Annotated in this window: 21 protein-coding genes; 9 read left to right on the forward strand and 12 right to left on the reverse strand. The window is 65.1% G+C overall.

The genetic code is table 11. The annotated features are described in order from the left end of the window. Positions 1-79 precede the first annotated feature (79 nt). From BMZ97_RS18080 to hslV, 11 genes are all read right to left on the reverse strand, one after another. Positions 80-883 carry a lysophospholipid acyltransferase family protein gene (locus BMZ97_RS18080; protein ID WP_244546477.1) on the reverse strand — a complete coding sequence of 268 codons (804 nt, stop codon included), beginning with the start codon at positions 881-883 and terminating at the stop codon, positions 80-82. A 16-nt stretch (positions 884-899) separates the two neighbouring features. Continuing rightward, a complete protein-coding gene (locus BMZ97_RS18085; RefSeq protein ID WP_092172580.1) occupies positions 900-1397 on the reverse strand; it encodes a GNAT family N-acetyltransferase in 498 nt (165 codons plus the stop codon). 41 nt (positions 1398-1438) lie between these two features. Further along, positions 1439-2122: a tRNA (adenosine(37)-N6)-threonylcarbamoyltransferase complex dimerization subunit type 1 TsaB gene (gene tsaB, locus BMZ97_RS18090; RefSeq protein WP_092172583.1), complete on the reverse strand. Its 684-nt coding sequence runs from the start codon at positions 2120-2122 to the stop codon at positions 1439-1441. A 138-nt stretch (positions 2123-2260) separates the two neighbouring features. Then, entirely contained in the window at positions 2261-2821 is a 561-nt protein-coding gene (locus BMZ97_RS18095) for a NifU family protein (RefSeq protein ID WP_092172586.1), read from the reverse strand. Positions 2822-2915: 94 nt separating this feature from the next. Further along, positions 2916-3410, reverse strand: coding sequence for a universal stress protein (locus tag BMZ97_RS18100; protein ID WP_092172589.1), 495 nt, complete (start codon positions 3408-3410; stop codon positions 2916-2918). Positions 3411-3612: 202 nt separating this feature from the next. Then, complete coding sequence (gene trpS, locus BMZ97_RS18105) at positions 3613-4659, reverse strand: tryptophan--tRNA ligase (protein ID WP_092173281.1); 1047 nt, start codon at positions 4657-4659, stop codon at positions 3613-3615. A gap of 47 nt (positions 4660-4706) precedes the next feature. Next, a complete protein-coding gene (gene murJ / locus BMZ97_RS18110; RefSeq protein ID WP_175525612.1) occupies positions 4707-6296 on the reverse strand; it encodes a murein biosynthesis integral membrane protein MurJ in 1590 nt (529 codons plus the stop codon). 142 nt (positions 6297-6438) lie between these two features. Continuing rightward, a complete protein-coding gene (locus tag BMZ97_RS18115; RefSeq protein WP_092172595.1) occupies positions 6439-7692 on the reverse strand; it encodes a lactonase family protein in 1254 nt (417 codons plus the stop codon). A gap of 343 nt (positions 7693-8035) precedes the next feature. Then, entirely contained in the window at positions 8036-9346 is a 1311-nt protein-coding gene (hslU, locus tag BMZ97_RS18120; protein WP_092172598.1) for an ATP-dependent protease ATPase subunit HslU, read from the reverse strand. A 6-nt stretch (positions 9347-9352) separates the two neighbouring features. Continuing rightward, a complete protein-coding gene (locus BMZ97_RS18125) occupies positions 9353-10078 on the reverse strand; it encodes an HNH endonuclease (RefSeq protein ID WP_092172601.1) in 726 nt (241 codons plus the stop codon). 97 nt (positions 10079-10175) lie between these two features. Then, positions 10176-10745 carry an ATP-dependent protease subunit HslV gene (hslV, locus tag BMZ97_RS18130; protein WP_175525613.1) on the reverse strand — a complete coding sequence of 190 codons (570 nt, stop codon included), beginning with the start codon at positions 10743-10745 and terminating at the stop codon, positions 10176-10178. A gap of 304 nt (positions 10746-11049) precedes the next feature. Here hslV and hisB point away from each other — a divergent pair, with 304 nt between their 5' ends. The 4 genes from hisB to hisA are packed head-to-tail and all read left to right on the forward strand — an operon-like array spanning position 11050 to position 13529. Further along, the gene (gene hisB, locus BMZ97_RS18135) at positions 11050-11637 is read left to right on the forward strand and encodes an imidazoleglycerol-phosphate dehydratase HisB (protein ID WP_092172607.1); all 588 of its coding nucleotides are present in this window, start codon (positions 11050-11052) and stop codon (positions 11635-11637) included. A 10-nt stretch (positions 11638-11647) separates the two neighbouring features. Further along, positions 11648-12133: a DUF2628 domain-containing protein gene (locus BMZ97_RS18140; RefSeq protein ID WP_092172610.1), complete on the forward strand. Its 486-nt coding sequence runs from the start codon at positions 11648-11650 to the stop codon at positions 12131-12133. Next, positions 12130-12786 carry an imidazole glycerol phosphate synthase subunit HisH gene (hisH, locus tag BMZ97_RS18145; RefSeq protein ID WP_092172613.1) on the forward strand — a complete coding sequence of 219 codons (657 nt, stop codon included), beginning with the start codon at positions 12130-12132 and terminating at the stop codon, positions 12784-12786. The genes BMZ97_RS18140 and hisH overlap by 4 nt, the downstream gene beginning before the upstream one ends. Beyond that, positions 12774-13529 (forward strand): 1-(5-phosphoribosyl)-5-[(5-phosphoribosylamino)methylideneamino]imidazole-4-carboxamide isomerase, encoded by a 756-nt coding sequence (gene hisA, locus BMZ97_RS18150; protein ID WP_092172616.1) that lies wholly within the window; start codon positions 12774-12776, stop codon positions 13527-13529. The genes hisH and hisA overlap by 13 nt, the downstream gene beginning before the upstream one ends. A 44-nt stretch (positions 13530-13573) precedes the next feature. Here hisA and BMZ97_RS18155 read toward each other — a convergent pair whose 3' ends face one another. Further along, entirely contained in the window at positions 13574-14389 is an 816-nt protein-coding gene (locus BMZ97_RS18155) for a transporter substrate-binding domain-containing protein (protein ID WP_092172619.1), read from the reverse strand. Between the two features lie 153 nt (positions 14390-14542). On the opposite strand from BMZ97_RS18155, the gene hisF reads away from it, so the two are divergent. From hisF to BMZ97_RS18180, 5 genes are all read left to right on the forward strand, one after another. After that, positions 14543-15307 carry an imidazole glycerol phosphate synthase subunit HisF gene (hisF, locus tag BMZ97_RS18160; RefSeq protein ID WP_092172622.1) on the forward strand — a complete coding sequence of 255 codons (765 nt, stop codon included), beginning with the start codon at positions 14543-14545 and terminating at the stop codon, positions 15305-15307. A 4-nt stretch (positions 15308-15311) separates the two neighbouring features. Then, positions 15312-15632 (forward strand): phosphoribosyl-ATP diphosphatase, encoded by a 321-nt coding sequence (locus BMZ97_RS18165; RefSeq protein WP_092172625.1) that lies wholly within the window; start codon positions 15312-15314, stop codon positions 15630-15632. 54 nt (positions 15633-15686) lie between these two features. Next, a complete protein-coding gene (coaA, locus tag BMZ97_RS18170; RefSeq protein WP_069693379.1) occupies positions 15687-16661 on the forward strand; it encodes a type I pantothenate kinase in 975 nt (324 codons plus the stop codon). A gap of 17 nt (positions 16662-16678) precedes the next feature. Further along, positions 16679-17206 carry a DUF1697 domain-containing protein gene (locus BMZ97_RS18175; protein ID WP_092172628.1) on the forward strand — a complete coding sequence of 176 codons (528 nt, stop codon included), beginning with the start codon at positions 16679-16681 and terminating at the stop codon, positions 17204-17206. Between the two features lie 195 nt (positions 17207-17401). Beyond that, positions 17402-17857, forward strand: coding sequence for a YqaA family protein (locus BMZ97_RS18180; protein ID WP_244546478.1), 456 nt, complete (start codon positions 17402-17404; stop codon positions 17855-17857). Positions 17858-17920: the final 63 nt, after the last annotated feature.

Raw genomic sequence — 17920 nt, forward strand, 5'->3', positions numbered from 1 at the left:
CGCGAGGAAATGACCATGCTCCAGGAGGCGCCGATCAGCGAAGCAACAACCGAGCCAGATGCCGCCTCGCCCTTGCCGGTCAGGCGCTCTGCCGCCCGGTGACCGCCTCCCGCCGCGCCTGCCGGATAGCGGCCTCGGCCAGTCGCGTCGCTTCCTTACGCGAGGTCCGGGCGCCCATCGCGATCGGCGCACCCCAGACGAGTTCGACATCGATCGCACCCGCATCGAGCACGGTCTTGAGATGCGGCGCCAGTTCTTCGTCGCCATACCAGGCGAGCGTGGTGCGCTCGGCCCGGCCGCCGGCCAGGCCGTGGAAGCCGGTATAGGTGATGGTCAGCGGATAGACCGGAATGTCGCGGTCATCGTTCTTGCCGAGTGCCTCACGCGCGGCTCCCAGCAGGGAGGAGCGCAAAGGCAGGATGCGCGTGCCGTCTCCCGTCGTCCCCTCCGCGAAGAGCACGATCGATTCGCCCGCCGCGAGCCGCGCGCCCATTTCGGCTGCCACATCGGCGGTGGCGCTGCGGCGCATCCGGTCGATGAAGACGGTGCGCTGCAGTTTTGCCAGGAAGCCGATCACCGGCCAGCCCGCGACCTCGCTCTTGGCCACGAAGGACAAGGGCCGCAAGGCCCCGATCACCGCGATGTCGAGCCAGGAAACATGGCTGGCGACGATCAGCCCAGCCGCCCCGGGCGGCGGTGGCGTGCCCCTGATGCGGCGACGCACGCCGAGGCAGCGGCAGGTGAAGCGATGGAACAGGCGCGGGATCCTGGCGCCATGACGGGGCCCGAGGCGCATCGCGACGAGCTGCGCCGGCAGGAGCAGGAGCGCGCAAAAGGCCAGCGCTGCAAGCCTCAGGGTTGCGCCGGGGCGAAGTCCGTTCATGCGCAGGCTGCCCGGGTCACGCGAGATCGAGCCGCATCGTCACCGCGCCGGTGCGGCTGCCGTCGCTCTTGGCGTAGTAGTTCTTGCGCCGGCCGACCTCGCGAAAGCCGAAATGGCGGTAGAGCTGTTCGGCCGGCAGGTTGCCGTCCTCGACCTCCAGATAGACATGCTGGACGCCGCTGGCGGCGAGCTGGCCGAGATGGGCGTGGAGCAGCGCCCGTCCGAGCCCGTCGCGGCGATGGGCGCGCCCTACCACGATGCTGAGGATTTCGGCCTCGTCGGCCGCCTTGCGCGAGATCACGAAGCCGGCGGGGTGGGGACCCTTCCCCGCGAAGACGCCTTCGGAGATGATCGCGGGGTCGGCAAGCAGCGCGGCGCATTCGCCAGGTTCCCAACCACGCGCAAAGCCGCCCTGGTGGTGCAGCGCCGCGACATGGCGTGCATGGCGCACGTCGAGGCGGCCGGTACGGGCCGGTGCTGATTCGGGGTGGAGCAATCTGCGCAGCCAGTCCATGGCGCTTGATGGCACAGACTGAACCGCTGGCAAGTACTGATTCAGCGCCGCGGCAGTCGGGCGCGATCCTGCGGCGTCGTTTCAGGCGCCTTCAGGTAGAGCGGGCGCGGCGGTGCATCCTCGGGATCAGCGATAAGCCCGAGCCGCGCAACCCAGGTCACGTCTGGCGCCCTGCTCTCGTCGAGCACCAAGGCATCGAGCCCGATCGCCCAGGCTTCGTTGGCGACCGCCATCGCGGCCGAGCCCACCAGGCTGACGGGCCCGGCCCCGATGGAGCGGGCGGCGTCGCGGTGGTTGACCTGGCGCAGCGAGACCAATGGCTTGCCGTGCGAACTCAGCGCTTGGAACCAGACCTGGCCGTGTTTGGCGTCGAGTGCGGCTGCGATCACCCGCCCGGATTCGCGTCCGATCAGGGGGGCTGCGGTCGCAGCCAGCGTGGTGACGCCAATCGCCGGGATGCCGGCCGCGAGCGCGATGGCGCGGGCCGCGCTGATGCCGACACGCAGGCCGGTATAGCTGCCTGGACCGACGGTGACGGCGACGCGGTCGAGCGAGGCGAAGCCGCCCTCGACGGCCTTCATGACGCGCTCGACCAGCGGCATCAGCGCCTCGGCATGGCCGCGCTCCATCGCGATTTGCTCGATCGCCAGCGGCTCAGCCTGGCCGGCTTCCAGCACGCAGGCGGAACAGGCGCCGAGCGCGGTGTCGATCGCGAGGATGCGCATCGGTGTCTTGCCAGGCCCGTCTTCGAAAGTGAGGGAAACGCGTCGTCATTCCGGATCTGCGCTTGGCTGTGCCCGGGATGACGACGTGGATTGATTTGCCAACAAAGCCAAAATGGCGTGTGGATCAAGCCGAAAGCGTCAAACCGCCTCGACCTCGCGCACATCCGGCAGGAAGTGGCGCAGCAGGTTCTGGATGCCATGCTTCAGCGTCGCGGTCGAGGAGGGGCAGCCCGAGCAGGAGCCCTTCATGGCGAGATAGACCGTGCCGTCCTTGAAACCGCGGAAGGTGATGTCGCCGCCATCGCCGGCCACCGCCGGGCGAATCCGGGTCTCGAGCAAATCCTTGATCGTCTCGACAGTCTTGGCGTCCTCGGGTGCGAAGAACTCGCCCTCTTCGATCACATCCGCTTCCGAGCCGTTCGCGAGCACCGGCGCGCCCGACATGAAATGCTCCATGATCGCACCCAGGATGGCGGGCTTGAGATGGGGCCATTCGCCGTCGGATTTGGTCACGGTGATGAAATCGGCGCCGAGGAAGACGCCGGAGACGCCGTTCACGCCGAACAGGCGCTGGGCCAGCGGCGAGCGCTCGGCTTGCTCCGAATCGCGCAGTTCGAGCGTTCCGTCTGGCATCACGGTGCGGCCGGGCAGAAATTTCAGCGTGGCGGGATTGGGTGTTGCTTCGGTCTGGATGAACATGGCTAACCTCCGGCGCCGGCGGGTCAAGGCCGCCGTTCCTGCTCCCGATATAGGCCCGGCGCCGGAATCATTCCAGCAGGAAGCGCGCTCTTCGTCACGCCAGCGCGTCGATCTCCTCGTCCTCCAGATGCCCGGGCACGATCGCGACGGGGATCGGGAAGGTCGCGGCCGATTTTCCGGCGAGCGCGCTGACGAGCGGGCCTGGCCCGTCGCGCCCGGCGCTGGCCGCGAGCACGAGCAGCGAGATGTCCTCATCGGCCTCGATCAGCTTGACCAGCTCGTCGGCCTTCACGCCGGTGCGCACGACCTTTTCGGGCTCGAGCCCGGCGAGCGTACGCACGGCGTTCGCCGCCGCGTCGATCAGCGCCTCGGCCTGCGCCTCGGCTTCGGCCTGCATCACCTCGCCGACGCCGAGCCAGGTCTCATGCTCGGGCGGCGTGACTACGCCCAGCAGCACGATCGAGGCGCCGACCCGGGCGCAGCGCCGCGCCGCGAAGCGCACCGCCTTGGCGCATTCCGCGCTGTCGTCGACCACTGCGAGGAATTTCGGGCGATGGCCCGCTTCATAGGACCGTCGTCGCTTGACCATTGGGATGACCTGTCGCCGCTTCGAGAGTTGGGGCGTCTTGGATCGTTTTCGATCCGAGGCGTGTGACCGGCTCTCACTCAAAACAGAGGCGGACGATTCACGGTTCGGGACGTGTCGTCCCGAACCGATCGCGCGCCAGGAGCCGGCATGGTGAACCGCGCCGCAGCGTCAGCGCAAGCCCGCCGAGGTTGCAGCGGAAAATTCAGCGCCGAACGAAGCCGATTATGTCCTTGACGTCGGCCAGGATCGGCGCGGCGATGGTTCGCGCGCGCTCCGCTCCATCGCCGAGAATCGCGTCGATATGGGCGGGTTCGGCGAGCAGACGGCGCATTTCGTCAGCGATGGGCGCGAGCTTGGCGACGGCGAGATCGACCAGCGCCGCCTTGAAGCCGGAGAACTGCCCGCCGCCGAACTGGGTCAGCACCTGCGCCTTGGTGACGCCTTCCAGCCCGGCATAGATGCCGACGAGGTTCTCGGCCTCGGGCCGGCCTTCCAGCCCTTTTTCCTCGGAAGGCAGCGCCTCCGCATCGGTCTTCGCCTTGCGCACCTTCTGGGCGATGGTCTCGGCATCGTCGGTCAGATTGATCCGCGAATAGTCGGACGGGTCGGATTTCGACATCTTCTTGGTGCCGTCGCGCAGGCTCATCACCCGCGGCGCCGGGCCCTGCGTCATCGGTTCGGGCAGCGGGAAGAAGCCGAGATTGCCGGTGCCGAGATTCCGCTCCGCGATCTGGTCGGCGAAGTCGTTGTTGAACTTCTGCGCAATGTCGCGTGTCAGCTCGAGATGCTGCTTCTGATCCTCGCCGACCGGCACATGCGTGGCTTTGTACAGCAGGATGTCGGCCGCCATCAGGCTCGGATAGGCGTAAAGACCCAGTGAGGCGTTCTCGCGATCCTTGCCGGCCTTCTCCTTGAACTGGGTCATGCGGTTCATCCAGCCCAGTCGCGCGATGCAATTGCAGATCCAGGCGAGCTCGGCATGGCCGGAGACCTGACTCTGGTTGAAGATGATGCTCTTCTTGGTGTCGATGCCGGCCGCGACATAAGCCGCGGTGACCTCGCGGATCGCCCGCTTCAGATCGGCGGGATCCTGCCACATGGTGATCGCGTGCATGTCGACGACGCAATAGATGCATTCATGCGTCTGCTGCATCGCGACCCAGTTGGTCAGTGCGCCCAGATAATTGCCGAGATGCAGCGTCGAAGTCGGCTGCATGCCTGAGAAGACGCGCTGGTGAAAGGTCGCCATCGGGCGCTCCGTGATCACGAACGAGGAAAAGGAGGGGGGCTTCTGGCTCATGCCCGCCGCTTGCGCAAGTAGCGCGGCAAGGGGAAGGCGCCAAAGGCGCCCATGAGCCAGCCGGTAGCGCCATAGGAAAAGGCTCCCCCAGTGCACAGGGCCGCCAGCCCCGCGACCCGCCAGGGCGTCGATTGCGTCGGCGCCAGCCTGGCGGCGAGCAGGAAGGAGAGAATCAGCAGAACGCCCAGCATGATGGCGCTGGCCGCAAGGCTGGCGGCGATGGGACGCAGATTTGCGACACTGGGGCGCCAGATTCCGTCCCGCAGCAGCGCCATGCCAAGCAGCACCGCCTGCGCCAGGAACGCCAGGCTCGCCGCGCAGGCCGCCATCCGGGCGGCGTTGCCGTCTCCGGCCAGCGCATAGCCGGCCAGCGCCGCGACAAGGACGGCGATACACCCCGCCAGCAAGGGCAGGCGCGGCCTCTGACGGACGAAATAGACCTGTCCGAAGACTCTCGCGATGACGGCGAAGGGCAGGCCGAGCGCAAAGCCAGCGAGCGCGGCGGCGGTGCGAGCGCGATCCTCTGCGCCGAAGCGGCCATGCTCGAACAGCACGGAGACGATCGGCTCCGCCAGCACGAAAAGTGCGAGCGCCGCCGGCAGCGCCAGCGCGAGGCCCAGCGCTAGCGCCTGTCCAAGCCGGGTGTCCGGTCCGCTTGCCTGCGCCGAATCGGCCATTTCGGACAGGACGACGGTGCCCATCGCCACGCCGACGAAGCTGAGCGGCAGCTGGAAGACGCGGTCGGCATAATACAGCGCGGCGACCGAGCCTGGCTCGGCGGAGGCGATTTGCGTCGCCACCAGCAGCACGAGCTGCGCTGCCGAGGCCGCCAGCAGGGTCGCGCCGCCCGTCCGGACCAGCCGTGCCATCTCTGGCGACCAGCGCAGGCTCGGGCGCGCAAGCCCGGTCCTGCGCAGGGCGAACAGAATCAGGCCGAGATGGGCGAGCCCGGTCAGGCTGACCAGAGCGGCCTGCGACTGCGCGGCTAGCTCGGCCTCCAGGCCGCGCACCAGTGAAACCAGCAGGAAACCGACCAGAAGCGCGTTCATCAGCGCGGGCGCGAGCGCGGCCAGCGTGAAGCGTTTCTCCGCGTTGAGCACGGCCGCGAGCATGGCGGCCAGCGTCGTCAGCAGCAGGAAAGGCAGCATCAGCCTGATGTAATGCGCGGCGAGTGCGAGTGTCTGCGGCTCCTCCGCGAAGCCGCCGGCCAAGCCCAGCACGACCCAGGGAGCGAAGATTTCGCCGAACGCGACCAGTCCGAGCAGCAGCAAGCCGAGATGTCCGGTCGCCTCGCCGGTGAACCGCCTCGCCGCCTTCTCTCCACGCTCCGCCTTGATGGCGAGATAGAGCGGCACGAAGGGGGCGTTCAGCCCACCTTCGCCGAGCACGCGTCGCACCAGATTGGGCAGGCGCAGCGCGGCGAGAAAGGCGTCAGCCACCGGGCCTGCGCCCAATAGCCTTGCGATCAGCACGTCGCGGGCGAAGCCGAGCAGGCGCGACAGAATGGTCGCCGCGCCGACAATGGCGGAATCCCGAGCGAGGCGGGAGGGGACTTGGTTACCGTCGAAGGAGGGCTTGGATACCATCTCGCCTGTCGAAGCTCGGTTCGCGCCGGCTTGCTCCCCGGCAGCGCCGCTTCTCATGACACGTTGTCACCTGGAAATGGAGAGCTGGTCTTCGCGCCGTGCTCCGCCGCCGGGCCGTTGCGGTCCGGCGGCGCGTCGCCCGTCAACTCAGCGGCTGAAAGCCGCACCAGAACATCGCGCCTTTTGCCGTATCGACGCTCCGCTTGCCGGCGAAGGTCAGCTTCCCGTCGGGGCCGATCGTAAAGGCGGTCAGAGTCGCGGCGGTGGTCGAGATGTCGTTGCCCGAAGCGGTGTCCATCGGCGCGACGCTGGCCGCGACGAGCGTCTTGCCGGTCGAATCGATCGCGAAGGTGCGCACGTGATAGCTTTGGGTGTCGAGCGCTTGGATGAGTTTCGGCTCGCCGCTCGTCTGATCGATGGCGAAGACGGCAATGCTGTTCTCGCCGCCGACAAAGACCTTCTTGCCGTTCAGATCCGTCTTTCCGTCGGCGCGGTTCGACAGGTAGAGGAAGCGGCCGTCGCGTGAGACGTGGATCGCGCCGGCGGCCTGGCCTGGCCGGACTTTGCCTGGCTCGGCCAGCGTCGTCTTGACGAAGGCCGGTACGGTCGAGAGCCGATCACCGGCGCCAATGACGAAGGTCTGGAGCTGGTTTTCGCGCTCCATCGCGACATAGATCCAGGGCTTGCTCGGATGGAAGTCGACATGGCGCGGGCCGAAGCCATAGCCGTCGCCCGGCGCCACCGATTGTTTGTCGGCGAGCCGACCCTTGTCGAAGGAAAAGAGTTTCAGCGCGCCGGGATCCTCTGGCTTGCCGCCGACGGCGTCATTGCCGCGGGTGACGAGCAACGCGGCGCGATTCGAGGGCAACACGCGCACCTGATGCGCATAGATGCCGGTATCGAGTTTGCCGGCCTGCTTGATCGCGTCGCCGATGGTGCCGTCCGCGCCGATCGGGTGGACGGTGATGTTCGACGGGCCGTTATAGGCGACGAGCAGGAAGCCGCCCGTCTGGTCGACCGAAATGTTGATCGGCCGCGAGCCCAGCAGCTTGGGCTGGCCGATCATCGTCAGCTTGCCGCCGCCGGGCGCGATGGCAAAGGCGGTAATGTGATGGAGGTCGTCCGTGGTCGAGGTGAAGCGGTTGCTCGACGCCACATAGGCGATCGGCTTCTTTGGGTGCTGCCAGACATATTGGATCGCGGCTGGGACGCTGACCGTGCTGCCCTCGACCGGTGCGATCGTCGCGCCGCCGACCGTGTATTGCGTCAGCTCCGGCCCCACTGCGACGTAAAGCATCGTGGTGCCACCCGTTTGCGCAAAGGCGCCGCTGCCGAAGGCGGTTGCCGCCAGGCTGGCCGTCGCCAACATATTGAAATCCCTGCGTGTCGTCTTCATCGCGGTTCCCCCTTGTCGTGCCTCGATCCGAGGCCGAGCGCGCTGTTTTCGTTCGCGCGGCCCTTCAGAGCAGGCGGCACGACGTCCCAGCTATTTCTTGACGTGGTCATGGCTTCATCGGCCAGCCGCGCGAGGGGACAGTATCAAACAGTTTCAGATTTGAAATCTGAAATTTCAATGCGCGCGCCGCATTTAAGGGCGGCAGCCGTTTGGCACGGCGCCCGCGGGTCGCTCACCTGCACACCCGCACCGCAACGATGTCGATTGGCGCCCGATTGACCGTCCCAGGCGCCCGAAGGTCGCGATCGTTCCCTGCGTGCCGCAGCGCGGCCCGGCGAGTGGCTCAGAGAATGAACCGGCTCAGATCCGCGTTCTTCGCGAGATCGCCGATGCGCGCCTCGACATAAGCTCCGTCGATCGTGACCGTGTCGCCGGAGCGGTCGGGCGCGGTGAAGGAAATCTCGTCCAGAATGCGCTCGATCACGGTTTGCAGGCGCCGCGCGCCGATGTTCTCGACCGTCGAATTCACATCCACCGCGATGCGCGCGATCGCGTCGATCGCATCGGGTGTGAAGTGGATGGTGACCTCTTCGGTCGCCATCAATGCGACCGTCTGCTTGATCAGGCTGGCTTCAGTCTCGGTCAGGATGCGTTTGAAATCCTCGACGTCGAGCGGGTGCAGTTCGACGCGGATCGGCAGGCGGCCCTGCAGTTCCGGCAGCAGGTCGGAGGGCCGTGAGACGTGGAAGGCGCCCGACGCGATGAACAGGATATGGTCGCTCTTCACTGCGCCATGCTTGGTCGCGACCGTCGTGCCTTCGATCAGCGGCAAGAGGTCGCGCTGCACGCCCTCGCGCGAAACGTCGGCCCCGCTTTTGCCTTCGCGGGAGCAGATCTTGTCGATCTCGTCGAGGAAGACGATGCCGTTGTTCTCGACCTCGCGGATGGCGGCCTGGACGATCGCCTCCTGGTCGATCAGCTTGTCGCTCTCCTCGGTCAGGAGCGGGCCATAGGCGTCCTTGACCAGCACGCGCCTCGGCTTGCCCTTCTGGCCGAAGGCCTTTCCGAACATGTCGCCGAGATTGATCGCACCGATCGAGGCGCCCGGCATGCCGGGAAGCTCGAACATCGGCGCAGTCGCACCGCCGCCCGATGCGATCTCGACCTCGATTTCCTTCTCGTCGAGCTCGTTGGCGCGCAGCTTGCGGCGGAAGCTGTCGCGGGTGGCGGGGCTCGCGGTCGCGCCGACCAACGCATCGAGCACGCGCTCCTCGGCGGCGATATGGGCTTTTGCCTGCACGTCCTTGCGCCGGCTCTCGCGCACCAGCCCGATCGCGACCTCGACGAGATCGCGCACGATCGATTCGACATCGCGGCCGACATAGCCGACCTCGGTGAACTTGGTCGCCTCGACCTTGAGGAAGGGCGCGCCGGCAAGCTTGGCGAGGCGGCGCGCGATCTCGGTCTTGCCGCAGCCGGTCGGCCCGATCATCAGGATGTTCTTAGGCGACACCTCCTCGCGCAGCGGCCCTTCGAGCTGCTGCCGGCGCCAGCGATTGCGCAGCGCGATGGCGACGGCGCGCTTGGCGTCATTCTGGCCGACGATGAAACGGTCGAGTTCGGAGACGATCTCGCGGGGGGAGAAGGAGGTCATGGCGAATTAATCCAAAATCCGTACGTTTAGTTTTCGGAGAGCTGATTTGACTAAATTGTCAAAAGCGTTACCAACTTCAGTTGCCTGATCATGAAGAAGTTCAACTACATCATAGTATTTTTGGTGATTATTATATGACCATTCACGCGGAACCGCGGCGAAAGCGTCATTTCTATCGTCGGCCCACGTATTGGTGGCTAATGTATTGGCAAACAAAAATACTCTGTCCTTTAATGCCGCTCTCAAAGACTCGAGCTCTGGATCGATAAATTCCTCGTCGGGCCGTGTCGGATTGTCGGCGTAATTGTAGAGCGGTTGAACATTAGCCGATCGAAAAATGGTACCAAAAGGATGGCTGCGCACAAACTCGATCGTTTCTGAATGCAATTTCTGCCTAAGTGATTTATACAACTCTGTATCGATGTTCTTGCAGTCATCGTCATAGAATGTCAGCGACGGGTTTTTGAATTTTTCGTACCATTGATCACGGTGAGACTTTAGCTCTGATTCTGTGTACTTTGTTCCTTTAGGGTGTTTCTTGTCGTAGGACGACATGTCTGCGTGGCAATCTAAGCAAAGTGGAATACAGTTGTCGGCGTCATCGTCGCCGCCTTCCGATCGTAGTTTAATGTGGTGCAACTCAATTTTGAGGCCTGCAAATTTGTGGCAGATGCAGCAATGGCGGCCGCAGGAAGTAAGCACCTTTGTCTTTGTTGCCGGAGACCAAGTCATTTGCCGTTTTGCTCGAACCGCATGATGAGGGCGTCGTCGTATCGGCTTTGCAGATGGAGCGGGGATCGGAATCCGCTTTGGTGCGGCGAAAACGCGTTCACGCCGCCTCCAGCGTCTCGATGACGAGGCTGTGGTTGGTGTAGACGCAGATGTCGCCGGCGATCTTCATCGCCTTGCGCACGATCGTCTCGGCATCCGCTTCGATATCGATCAGCGCGCGCGCGGCCGAGAGCGCATAATTGCCGCCCGAGCCGATCGCCATCACCGAGCCATGCTCGCTCGTCTCCGGCTCCAGCACGTCGCCGGTGCCCGAGATCAGCAGCGAGACCTCCTTGTCGGCGACGAGCAGCATCGCCTCCAGCCGGCGCAGATAGCGGTCGGTGCGCCAGTCCTTGGCGAGCTCGACGCAGGCGCGCAGCAATTGCGTCGGGTATTGCTCGAGCTTCGTCTCCAATCGCTCGAACAGCGTGAAGGCGTCGGCTGTGGCTCCCGCGAAGCCCGCGATCACCGCGCCCTTGGCGAGGCGGCGCACTTTTTTCGCATTGCCCTTCATGATGGTCTGGCCGAGCGAGACCTGGCCGTCGCCACCGATCACGACCTTGCCGCCCTTGCGGACCATCAAAATCGTGGTCGCGTGCATTACGGGGGCGTTGCTGGTTTCTGACATTGCGATTTTGCTTCGGCTTTTGACAATTGGGTGTCGCCAACATGTTCAGGCTGGAGCCCGGTATCAAGAGCAAGCTAGCGAAACGCTGAACCGGCGGTGACCAGATGAGCCCCTTCCGTCATGGTCGGGCTCGTCCCGATCATCCACGTCTTTCCTTGTCGAGGTCGGTGTTCAAGACGTGGATGCTCGCCACAAGGGTGAGCATGACGGCTGGTGCTCCGATCACGATGGCCTTCGCTGTGCCCGCCTGCTAAAGCGGGCGAAATTCCGCAAACGCGAAATTTCGCAAACAATAGAGGCCGGCATGCGTTCTGGCGAAGTGAAGCGCCGCACCAACGAGACCGACATCGCGGTCAAGCTCGTGCTCGACGGTACGGGCAAGGCCGAGATTGCGACCGGCGTCGGCTTCTTCGATCATATGCTCGACCTGTTCGCCCGCCATTCGCTGATCGACACCAGCGTCTCCGTGAAGGGCGACACCCATATCGACGATCACCATTCGGTCGAGGATGCCGGCATCGCATTGGGCGAGGCGCTCAAAGCAGCGCTCGGCGACAAGAAGGGCATCCGCCGCTATGCCGATGTGCATCTGCCGATGGACGAGACGCTGACCCGCGTCGCGGTCGACGTCTCCGGCCGGCCCTTCCTCGTCTTCCGCACGCAGTTCAAGGCGGAGAAGATCGGCAGCTTCGACACCGAACTGGTGCGCGAGTTCTTCCAGGCTTTCGCGATGAATGCCGGCATCACGCTGCATGTCGAGACGCTCTATGGCGACAATGCCCATCATATCGCCGAGAGCTGCTTCAAGGGCCTGGCGCGCGCCTTGCGGCAGGCGCTCGAGGTCGATCCGCGCGAGGGCGGCCGCGTGCCCTCGACCAAGGGCGCTCTCTGAGGAGCCGACGATGGCGTTCTATACCGTGATGATCCCGCCGCCCGGTTCCGGCGGCCCGCGCGAGGAGATCGAGCAGGCGCGCCTGCTGCCGGAGACCTTTAGCTGGTCGGCCTTTGTGCTGAGCGGGCTCTGGCTGCTGGTCAATCGGCTCTGGCTGGCGACCGCCGTTTTCGCGCTTATCTGGGGCGCGCTGTTCTATGTGCAGAGCCGCTTCGGCCTCAGCACTGGCGCGCTGATCCTGGCGCATGGGGCGCTGGCGCTGTTCCTTGGCTTCGAGGGCCAGAACCTGATCGTCCGCAAGCTCGCGCGCCAGGGCTGGCGCCTGGCCGATGTCGTCGAGGCGCGGGCACTGCCCGAGGCCGAGCGGCGCTATTTCGAGCGCGCCTTGGCCGGCGAGGTCGCGCCGCCGCGCGCGGCCCCCGTTGCACCCGCACGCCCGCAGCCTTCAGCTTCGGTACCGATCATCGGCCTGTTCCCGGAGGCGCGGGGCCGATGAGCCAGCTCGTCACCATCATCGACTACGGCTCGGGCAATCTGCACTCGGCCGCCAAAGCTTTCGAGCGCGCAGCGACCGAGTCCGGGCTCAGTTCGACCATCCGCGTCACCAGCGACACCGCCGAGGTGCGCCGGGCCGATCGCATCGTGCTGCCTGGCGTCGGCGCCTTCGCCGATTGCCGGCGCGGGCTCGATGCCGTGCCGGGCATGGTCGAAACCCTCGAGGAGGTCGTCCGCCAGAAGCAGCGGCCTTTCCTGGGCATTTGTGTCGGCATGCAGCTTCTGGCCTCGCGCGGGCTCGAACACACCGTGACGCAGGGCCTTGGCTGGATTCCAGGCGATGTCGCGCTGATCGTGCCCGATGATGACAGCCTCAAGATCCCGCATATGGGCTGGAACACCCTGCACAAGCAGGATGAGCATGCGCTGCTCGACGGTATCGAGACCGGGCCGGAAGGGCTGCACGCCTATTTCGTGCACTCCTATGCGCTGATACCGGAGCGGCCGGAGGATGTGCTGGCGCTGACCGAGCATGGCGGTCCCGTCACCGCGATGGTGGCGCGTGGCAATGTCGCCGGCACGCAGTTCCATCCCGAAAAAAGCCAGAAGCTCGGCTTGAAGCTGATCGCCAATTTCCTCAGGTGGACGCCGTGATCCTCTTTCCCGCCATCGACCTCAAGGATGGCCAGTGCGTCCGCCTCAAACAGGGCGATATGGGCCAGGCCACCGTCTTCAATGACGATCCCGCTGCTCAAGGAGCCGCCTTCGAGGCCCAGGGCTTCCAGTGGCTGCATGTCGTGGATCTCGACGGCGCCTTCGCCGGCAAGCCGATGAATGCGGCCGCTGTCGAGGCGATCCTCGCGCGCGTCGCCTTCCCGGTGCAGCTCGGCGGTGGCATCCGCGACATGGCGACGGTCGAGGGCTGGCTGAAGAAGGGCGTGCGCCGCGTCATCATCGGCACGGCTGCGGTGCGCGATCCCGGCTTCGTCAAAGCGGCGGCAAAGGCCTTTCCGGGCCAGGTCGCGGTCGGCATCGATGCGCGCGACGGCTATGTCGCGGTCGAGGGCTGGGCCGAGACTTCGGCGCTGGCGGCGGATGATCTTGGCCGTCGCTTCGAGGATGCCGGCGTCGCGGCGATCGTCTACACCGACATCGCCCGCGACGGCATGCTCCAGGGTATCAATTGGGACGGCACCATCGCGCTGGCGAACGCCTTGACGATTCCCGTCATCGCCTCGGGCGGGCTTGCCTCCATGGCCGACATCGAGCGGCTCTGTGCGCCCGATGCGGCCATCCTGGAGGGCGCGATCACGGGCCGGGCGCTCTATGACGGGCGGATCGACCCGGCTGCGGCGCTGGCGCGCGTGGCGAAGGCCGGAAGCGAGGCGGCGGCCTGAGCCGCCGACTGCCGCCGGTTCAATTCTTCACCTGACGAACTGCCTCACTTCACGAACCGGTTGTAGATCCCGGCGAATTCGCCATTCGCCTTGGCCAGATGCAGCCATTGGTCGACGAAAGCCTTGAAGGTCGCGTCGCCGCGCGGGAGCATGTAGCCCATCTCGCCATATTGCAGCGGCTCGTCGGGATTGACGGCGCACAAGCCCGGCTTGGCCTTCTCCTGGACCTTGGTCTCGATCGATTCCGAGATCATCAGATCGGCCCGGCCGGCCAGGATCTCGTCGAAGATGGTGACGTTGTCGGGGAAGACGCGGATGTCGGCCTTCTTGAAGTTCTCCCGCACGAAACGCTCATTGGTGCCGCCAGGATTGACCACGACGCGGGTCTCCGGCTTGTCGATGTCGGCGATCGTCTGGAACTTGGCCTTGTCGGCGCAGCGCACGATCGGCGCCTTGCCGTTGACGATATAAGGCGCGGAGAAGAAGACCTTCTTCTGTCGGTCGAGCGTCACCGAAATGCCGCCCATGGCGACGTCGCATTTTCCCGACCCCATATCGGTCAGGAGATCGGACCATTTCGTCTGGACGAACTTGGCCTCGACGCCGAGCGCCTTGGCGAGCGATTTCGCCAGCTCGATGTCGATGCCCTCATAGCTGCCCTCCTTGGCCAGGGTGAACGGCTTGTAGTCGCCCGTCGTGCAGATCTGCAGCGCGCCGCGGCTCTGGATGGCGTCGAGCTGGCTCGCCGGAGCCTGGGCAAGCGCGGCTGTGCCGAGGCCAAGCCCGATAGTGAGGCCAAGCCCGATAGTAAGGCCTTCCGCCGCCAGCTTCAGGCCCTTGAATGCGATGGTGATCGTCATGGAAATCCCTCTGTTCTTGCTTATGGCGAGCAGGAGAGCAGGGAACGTGCCGCCGATCAATCCGGGCTCCCTGCGCGGCTGAGTTTGCGTGCCGGGCGGCCGCGGCGCTATATGCGCTCGATTTTCCGATCTCGCTTTGGCCCAGCAGCACTGATGACCCTGAAAACCCGCATCATCCCCTGCCTCGACGTCAAGGACGGCCGCGTCGTCAAGGGCGTGAAGTTTCTCGATCTCGTCGATGCTGGCGATCCGGTCGAAGCCGCCAAGGCTTATGACGCGGCGGGCGCCGACGAGCTCTGTTTTCTCGACATCACGGCCAGCCATGAGGATCGCGGCATCCTGTTCGATGTCGTCACCCGCACCGCCGAGGCCTGCTTCATGCCGCTGACGGTGGGCGGTGGCGTGCGCAAAGTCGAGGATATCCGGGCGCTGCTGCTGGCGGGGGCCGACAAGGTCTCGATCAACACGGCGGCCGTGACCAATCGCGGCTTCGTCAAGGAGGCGGCGGAAAAGTTCGGCGGCCAATGCGTCGTCGTCGCCATCGACGCCAAGCAGGTTTCGCCCGGCCGCTGGGAGATCTTCACCCATGGCGGGCGCAACGCCACGGGGCTCGAGGCTGTCGCCTTCGCCCGAGAGGTCGTCTCGCTCGGCGCCGGCGAACTGCTCGTCACCTCGATGGACCGCGACGGCACCAAATCGGGCTATGATCTCGGCCTGACCGAGCGCATTGCCGATGCCGTCTCGGTTCCCGTCATCGCCTCGGGCGGTGTCGGCGATCTCGATGATCTCGTGGCGGGCGTGCGTGATGGCCATGCCAGCGCGGTGCTCGCGGCCTCGATCTTCCATTTCGGCACCTACACGATCCAGCAGGCCAAGGAGCACATGGCGGCGGCGGGTCTGGCGATGCGGTTGGATTGAGTCGATGAGCGCTTTTACCCTCGCCGATCTTGAAGCCATCATCGCCGAGCGGGCGAAAGCCTCGCCCGAGGAATCCTGGACGGCGAAGCTCATCGCTGCGGGGCCTGAACGCGCTGCAAAAAAGCTCGGGGAAGAGGCGGTGGAGGCCGTCATCGCCGCCGTGAAGGGCGATCGCGACGAGCTGATCGCTGAAAGCGCCGATCTGCTCTATCATCTGTTAGTCGTGCTTTTGTCGCGCGATGTTGCATTGCGGGACGTGTTGAGCCAGCTTGAGGCTCGCACGGTGCGCTCCGGTCTGGCGGAGAAGGCCGCGCGCCCCCGTTGAGAAGCCGAGGCTAGTCCTGCGTTGAACCTCGAAGCCTGGAATGCGGGTCGCCTCATGGACCAGCGTCTGATCCCCGCCCCGGCCGATCCCGAGCTGGGCTCGCCCTATCGCAGCTTCACGCGCGATGAATGGGCGCATTTGCGCGCCGACACGCCGCTGACGCTGTCGGTCGACGACCTGACCAAGCTGCAATCGATCAACGACCCGATCTCGCTGGACGAGATCGTGGCGATCTACCTGCCGCTGTCGCGCCTGCTCTCGCTTTATGTCGCAGCCACGCAAGGCCTGTTCAAGGCGACGCAGCGCTTCCTGATGGCCGAGGCCGAGGTCAAGGTTCCCTATATCATCGGCGTCGCCGGCTCGGTCGCCGTCGGCAAGTCGACCACGGCACGCGTCTTGAAGGCGCTGCTCTCGCGCTGGCCCAACACGCCCAAGGTCGAGCTCGTCACCACTGACGGCTTCCTGTTGCCCAATGCCGAATTGGAGCGGCGCGGCCTGATGCAGCGCAAGGGCTTTCCCGAAAGCTATGACGGCTCGGCGATCCTGCGCTTCCTCTCCGACGTCAAGGCGGGCAAGCCCTCGGTCTCCGCCCCGGTCTATTCGCACCTGGTCTATGACGTGATGCCGGGCGAGGAGGTCACGGTCGAGCGGCCCGACATTCTGATCCTGGAAGGCCTGAACGTCCTGCAGCCGAGCCGCATGCCCAAGGACGGCAAGGTCATCCCCTTCGTCTCCGATTATTTCGACTTCTCGGTCTATCTCGACGCCGACGAGAACGATTTGCATCGCTGGTACGTCAACCGCTTCATGACCTTGCGCCAGACCGCCTTCCGCGATCCGCGCTCCTTCTTCCGCAAATATGCCGAGATCGATGAGGATGAGGCGCTTTCGATCGCGGAGAAGCTCTGGAGCGGCATCAACCTGCCGAATCTGCAGGAGAACATCTTGCCGACCCGCCAGCGCGCCAGCCTGATCCTGACCAAGGGCGCGAGCCACCGCATCCAGCAAGTGGCGCTGCGCCGGCTGTAGCGCCGCACGAAACCGCTATGACGACCTATGTCGCCCTTCTGCACTCGATCGTGCTCGGCCCCGGCAAGCGGCTGGTGATGGCGGATCTGAAGGCTATGGTGGCAGCGCTCGGCTTTGGCGATGTGCGCAGCTGGGTCGCCACAGGCAATCTGATCTTCGAGGGCGAGGATGAGCCCCTCGCGACGATTGAGAGCCGATTGGAAGCGGCTTTTGGCACGCGTTTCGGCAAGCATGTCGATATCATCCTGCGCACGGCGCAGGCTTGGCGGCGGCTTGCCGCCCAAAATCCCTTCCCGGAAGGAAACAGCGCCGATATCGGCATCCGCGTCATGCGAAGCCCCCTCGGCCCAGACGCCTTGTCCATGCTCGGCAGGATCGCCACGCCCGGTATTGTGCTCGCCATCGCGGACGGCGATTTATGGATCGATTTCGGCGGCAAACCGAGCGAGACGAAGCTGCTCTCGCATCTGACCGCCAAAAAACTCGGCATCGGCACGCTGCGCAACGCCAACACCGTCAATGCGCTTGCCGCGATGCTGGACTGATGCCCTGGCCAGCGAGAGCATCGGCCCGAAAAGTGGAATGCGGTTTTCGGAAGAAGCCGATGCTGTAGTGCGTTTTCGAGCGAAGCGGAAACCGGTTCGCGTGAAGAAGATGCGTTAAAACAATGAATTAGAGGAATTGAACGATCCAACTCGATCGGAAATTGCTCTCGTTTGGCGCGATAGGAACCTTTGGCGGTGCTGGAGCTGCTCGATCTTTCCGCTCTCGGTCTGATGGCGGGCGCGGCCTTCGTCGCCGCGACGCTGCTGCCGGCGCAGTCTGAGGTCGTCTTTATCGGCCTGCTGGCGGCCAAAACCGTCAATCCGCTGGCGCTGTTCCTGGTCGCGAGCGCAGCCAACACGGCAGGCTCGGTCGTCAACTGGTGGCTCGGCCGCTTGATCGCCCATGGTGGCGTCGAGCGCCTGCCGGCAAGGTTGCGGCCCGATCCGGAAAAATTTGCCAAAGCGCAGCGCGGGTTCGAGCGCTTCGGCTGGCCGTCCCTGCTCTTCGCCTGGCTGCCTGTTGTGGGCGATCCGCTGACATTCGTGGCGGGCACGCTGAACTATCCGCTCGGGCGTTTCATCGGGCTCGTGCTCCTCGGCAAGGCCGCGCGCTATGGCGCGCTCTGGGCCGGCTGGATGACGCTGGCCTGAGGTTTTGCCCAAGAGCAGGATGCGAAAAAGTGGGAACCGGTTTTTCGCATTGATCCTGCTCTC

Origin of the sequence: Allobosea sp. OK403 (assembly GCF_900113835.1) — a bacterium.
Classification (GTDB): Bacteria; Pseudomonadota; Alphaproteobacteria; order Rhizobiales; family Beijerinckiaceae; genus Allobosea.

Coding starts and splice junctions, on each gene's coding strand:
- murJ (WP_175525612.1), bottom strand. CDS start 6,296: ATGGTATCCAAGCCCTCCTTCGACGGTAACCAAGTCCCCTCCCGCCTC.
- BMZ97_RS18125 (WP_092172601.1), bottom strand. CDS start 10,078: ATGACTTGGTCTCCGGCAACAAAGACAAAGGTGCTTACTTCCTGCGGC.
- BMZ97_RS18085 (WP_092172580.1), bottom strand. CDS start 1,397: ATGGACTGGCTGCGCAGATTGCTCCACCCCGAATCAGCACCGGCCCGT.
- trpS (WP_092173281.1), bottom strand. CDS start 4,659: ATGGCGACCTTTCACCAGCGCGTCTTCTCAGGCATGCAGCCGACTTCG.
- BMZ97_RS18115 (WP_092172595.1), bottom strand. CDS start 7,692: ATGAAGACGACACGCAGGGATTTCAATATGTTGGCGACGGCCAGCCTG.
- BMZ97_RS18100 (WP_092172589.1), bottom strand. CDS start 3,410: ATGGTCAAGCGACGACGGTCCTATGAAGCGGGCCATCGCCCGAAATTC.
- BMZ97_RS18165 (WP_092172625.1), top strand. CDS start 15,312: ATGAGCGCTTTTACCCTCGCCGATCTTGAAGCCATCATCGCCGAGCGG.
- hisH (WP_092172613.1), top strand. CDS start 12,130: ATGAGCCAGCTCGTCACCATCATCGACTACGGCTCGGGCAATCTGCAC.
- hslV (WP_175525613.1), bottom strand. CDS start 10,745: ATGTCAGAAACCAGCAACGCCCCCGTAATGCACGCGACCACGATTTTG.
- hisF (WP_092172622.1), top strand. CDS start 14,543: ATGACCCTGAAAACCCGCATCATCCCCTGCCTCGACGTCAAGGACGGC.
- tsaB (WP_092172583.1), bottom strand. CDS start 2,122: ATGCGCATCCTCGCGATCGACACCGCGCTCGGCGCCTGTTCCGCCTGC.
- hslU (WP_092172598.1), bottom strand. CDS start 9,346: ATGACCTCCTTCTCCCCCCGCGAGATCGTCTCCGAACTCGACCGTTTC.
- BMZ97_RS18155 (WP_092172619.1), bottom strand. CDS start 14,389: ATGACGATCACCATCGCATTCAAGGGCCTGAAGCTGGCGGCGGAAGGC.
- BMZ97_RS18080 (WP_244546477.1), bottom strand. CDS start 883: ATGAACGGACTTCGCCCCGGCGCAACCCTGAGGCTTGCAGCGCTGGCC.
- hisB (WP_092172607.1), top strand. CDS start 11,050: ATGCGTTCTGGCGAAGTGAAGCGCCGCACCAACGAGACCGACATCGCG.
- BMZ97_RS18140 (WP_092172610.1), top strand. CDS start 11,648: ATGGCGTTCTATACCGTGATGATCCCGCCGCCCGGTTCCGGCGGCCCG.
- coaA (WP_069693379.1), top strand. CDS start 15,687: ATGGACCAGCGTCTGATCCCCGCCCCGGCCGATCCCGAGCTGGGCTCG.
- BMZ97_RS18095 (WP_092172586.1), bottom strand. CDS start 2,821: ATGTTCATCCAGACCGAAGCAACACCCAATCCCGCCACGCTGAAATTT.
- BMZ97_RS18175 (WP_092172628.1), top strand. CDS start 16,679: ATGACGACCTATGTCGCCCTTCTGCACTCGATCGTGCTCGGCCCCGGC.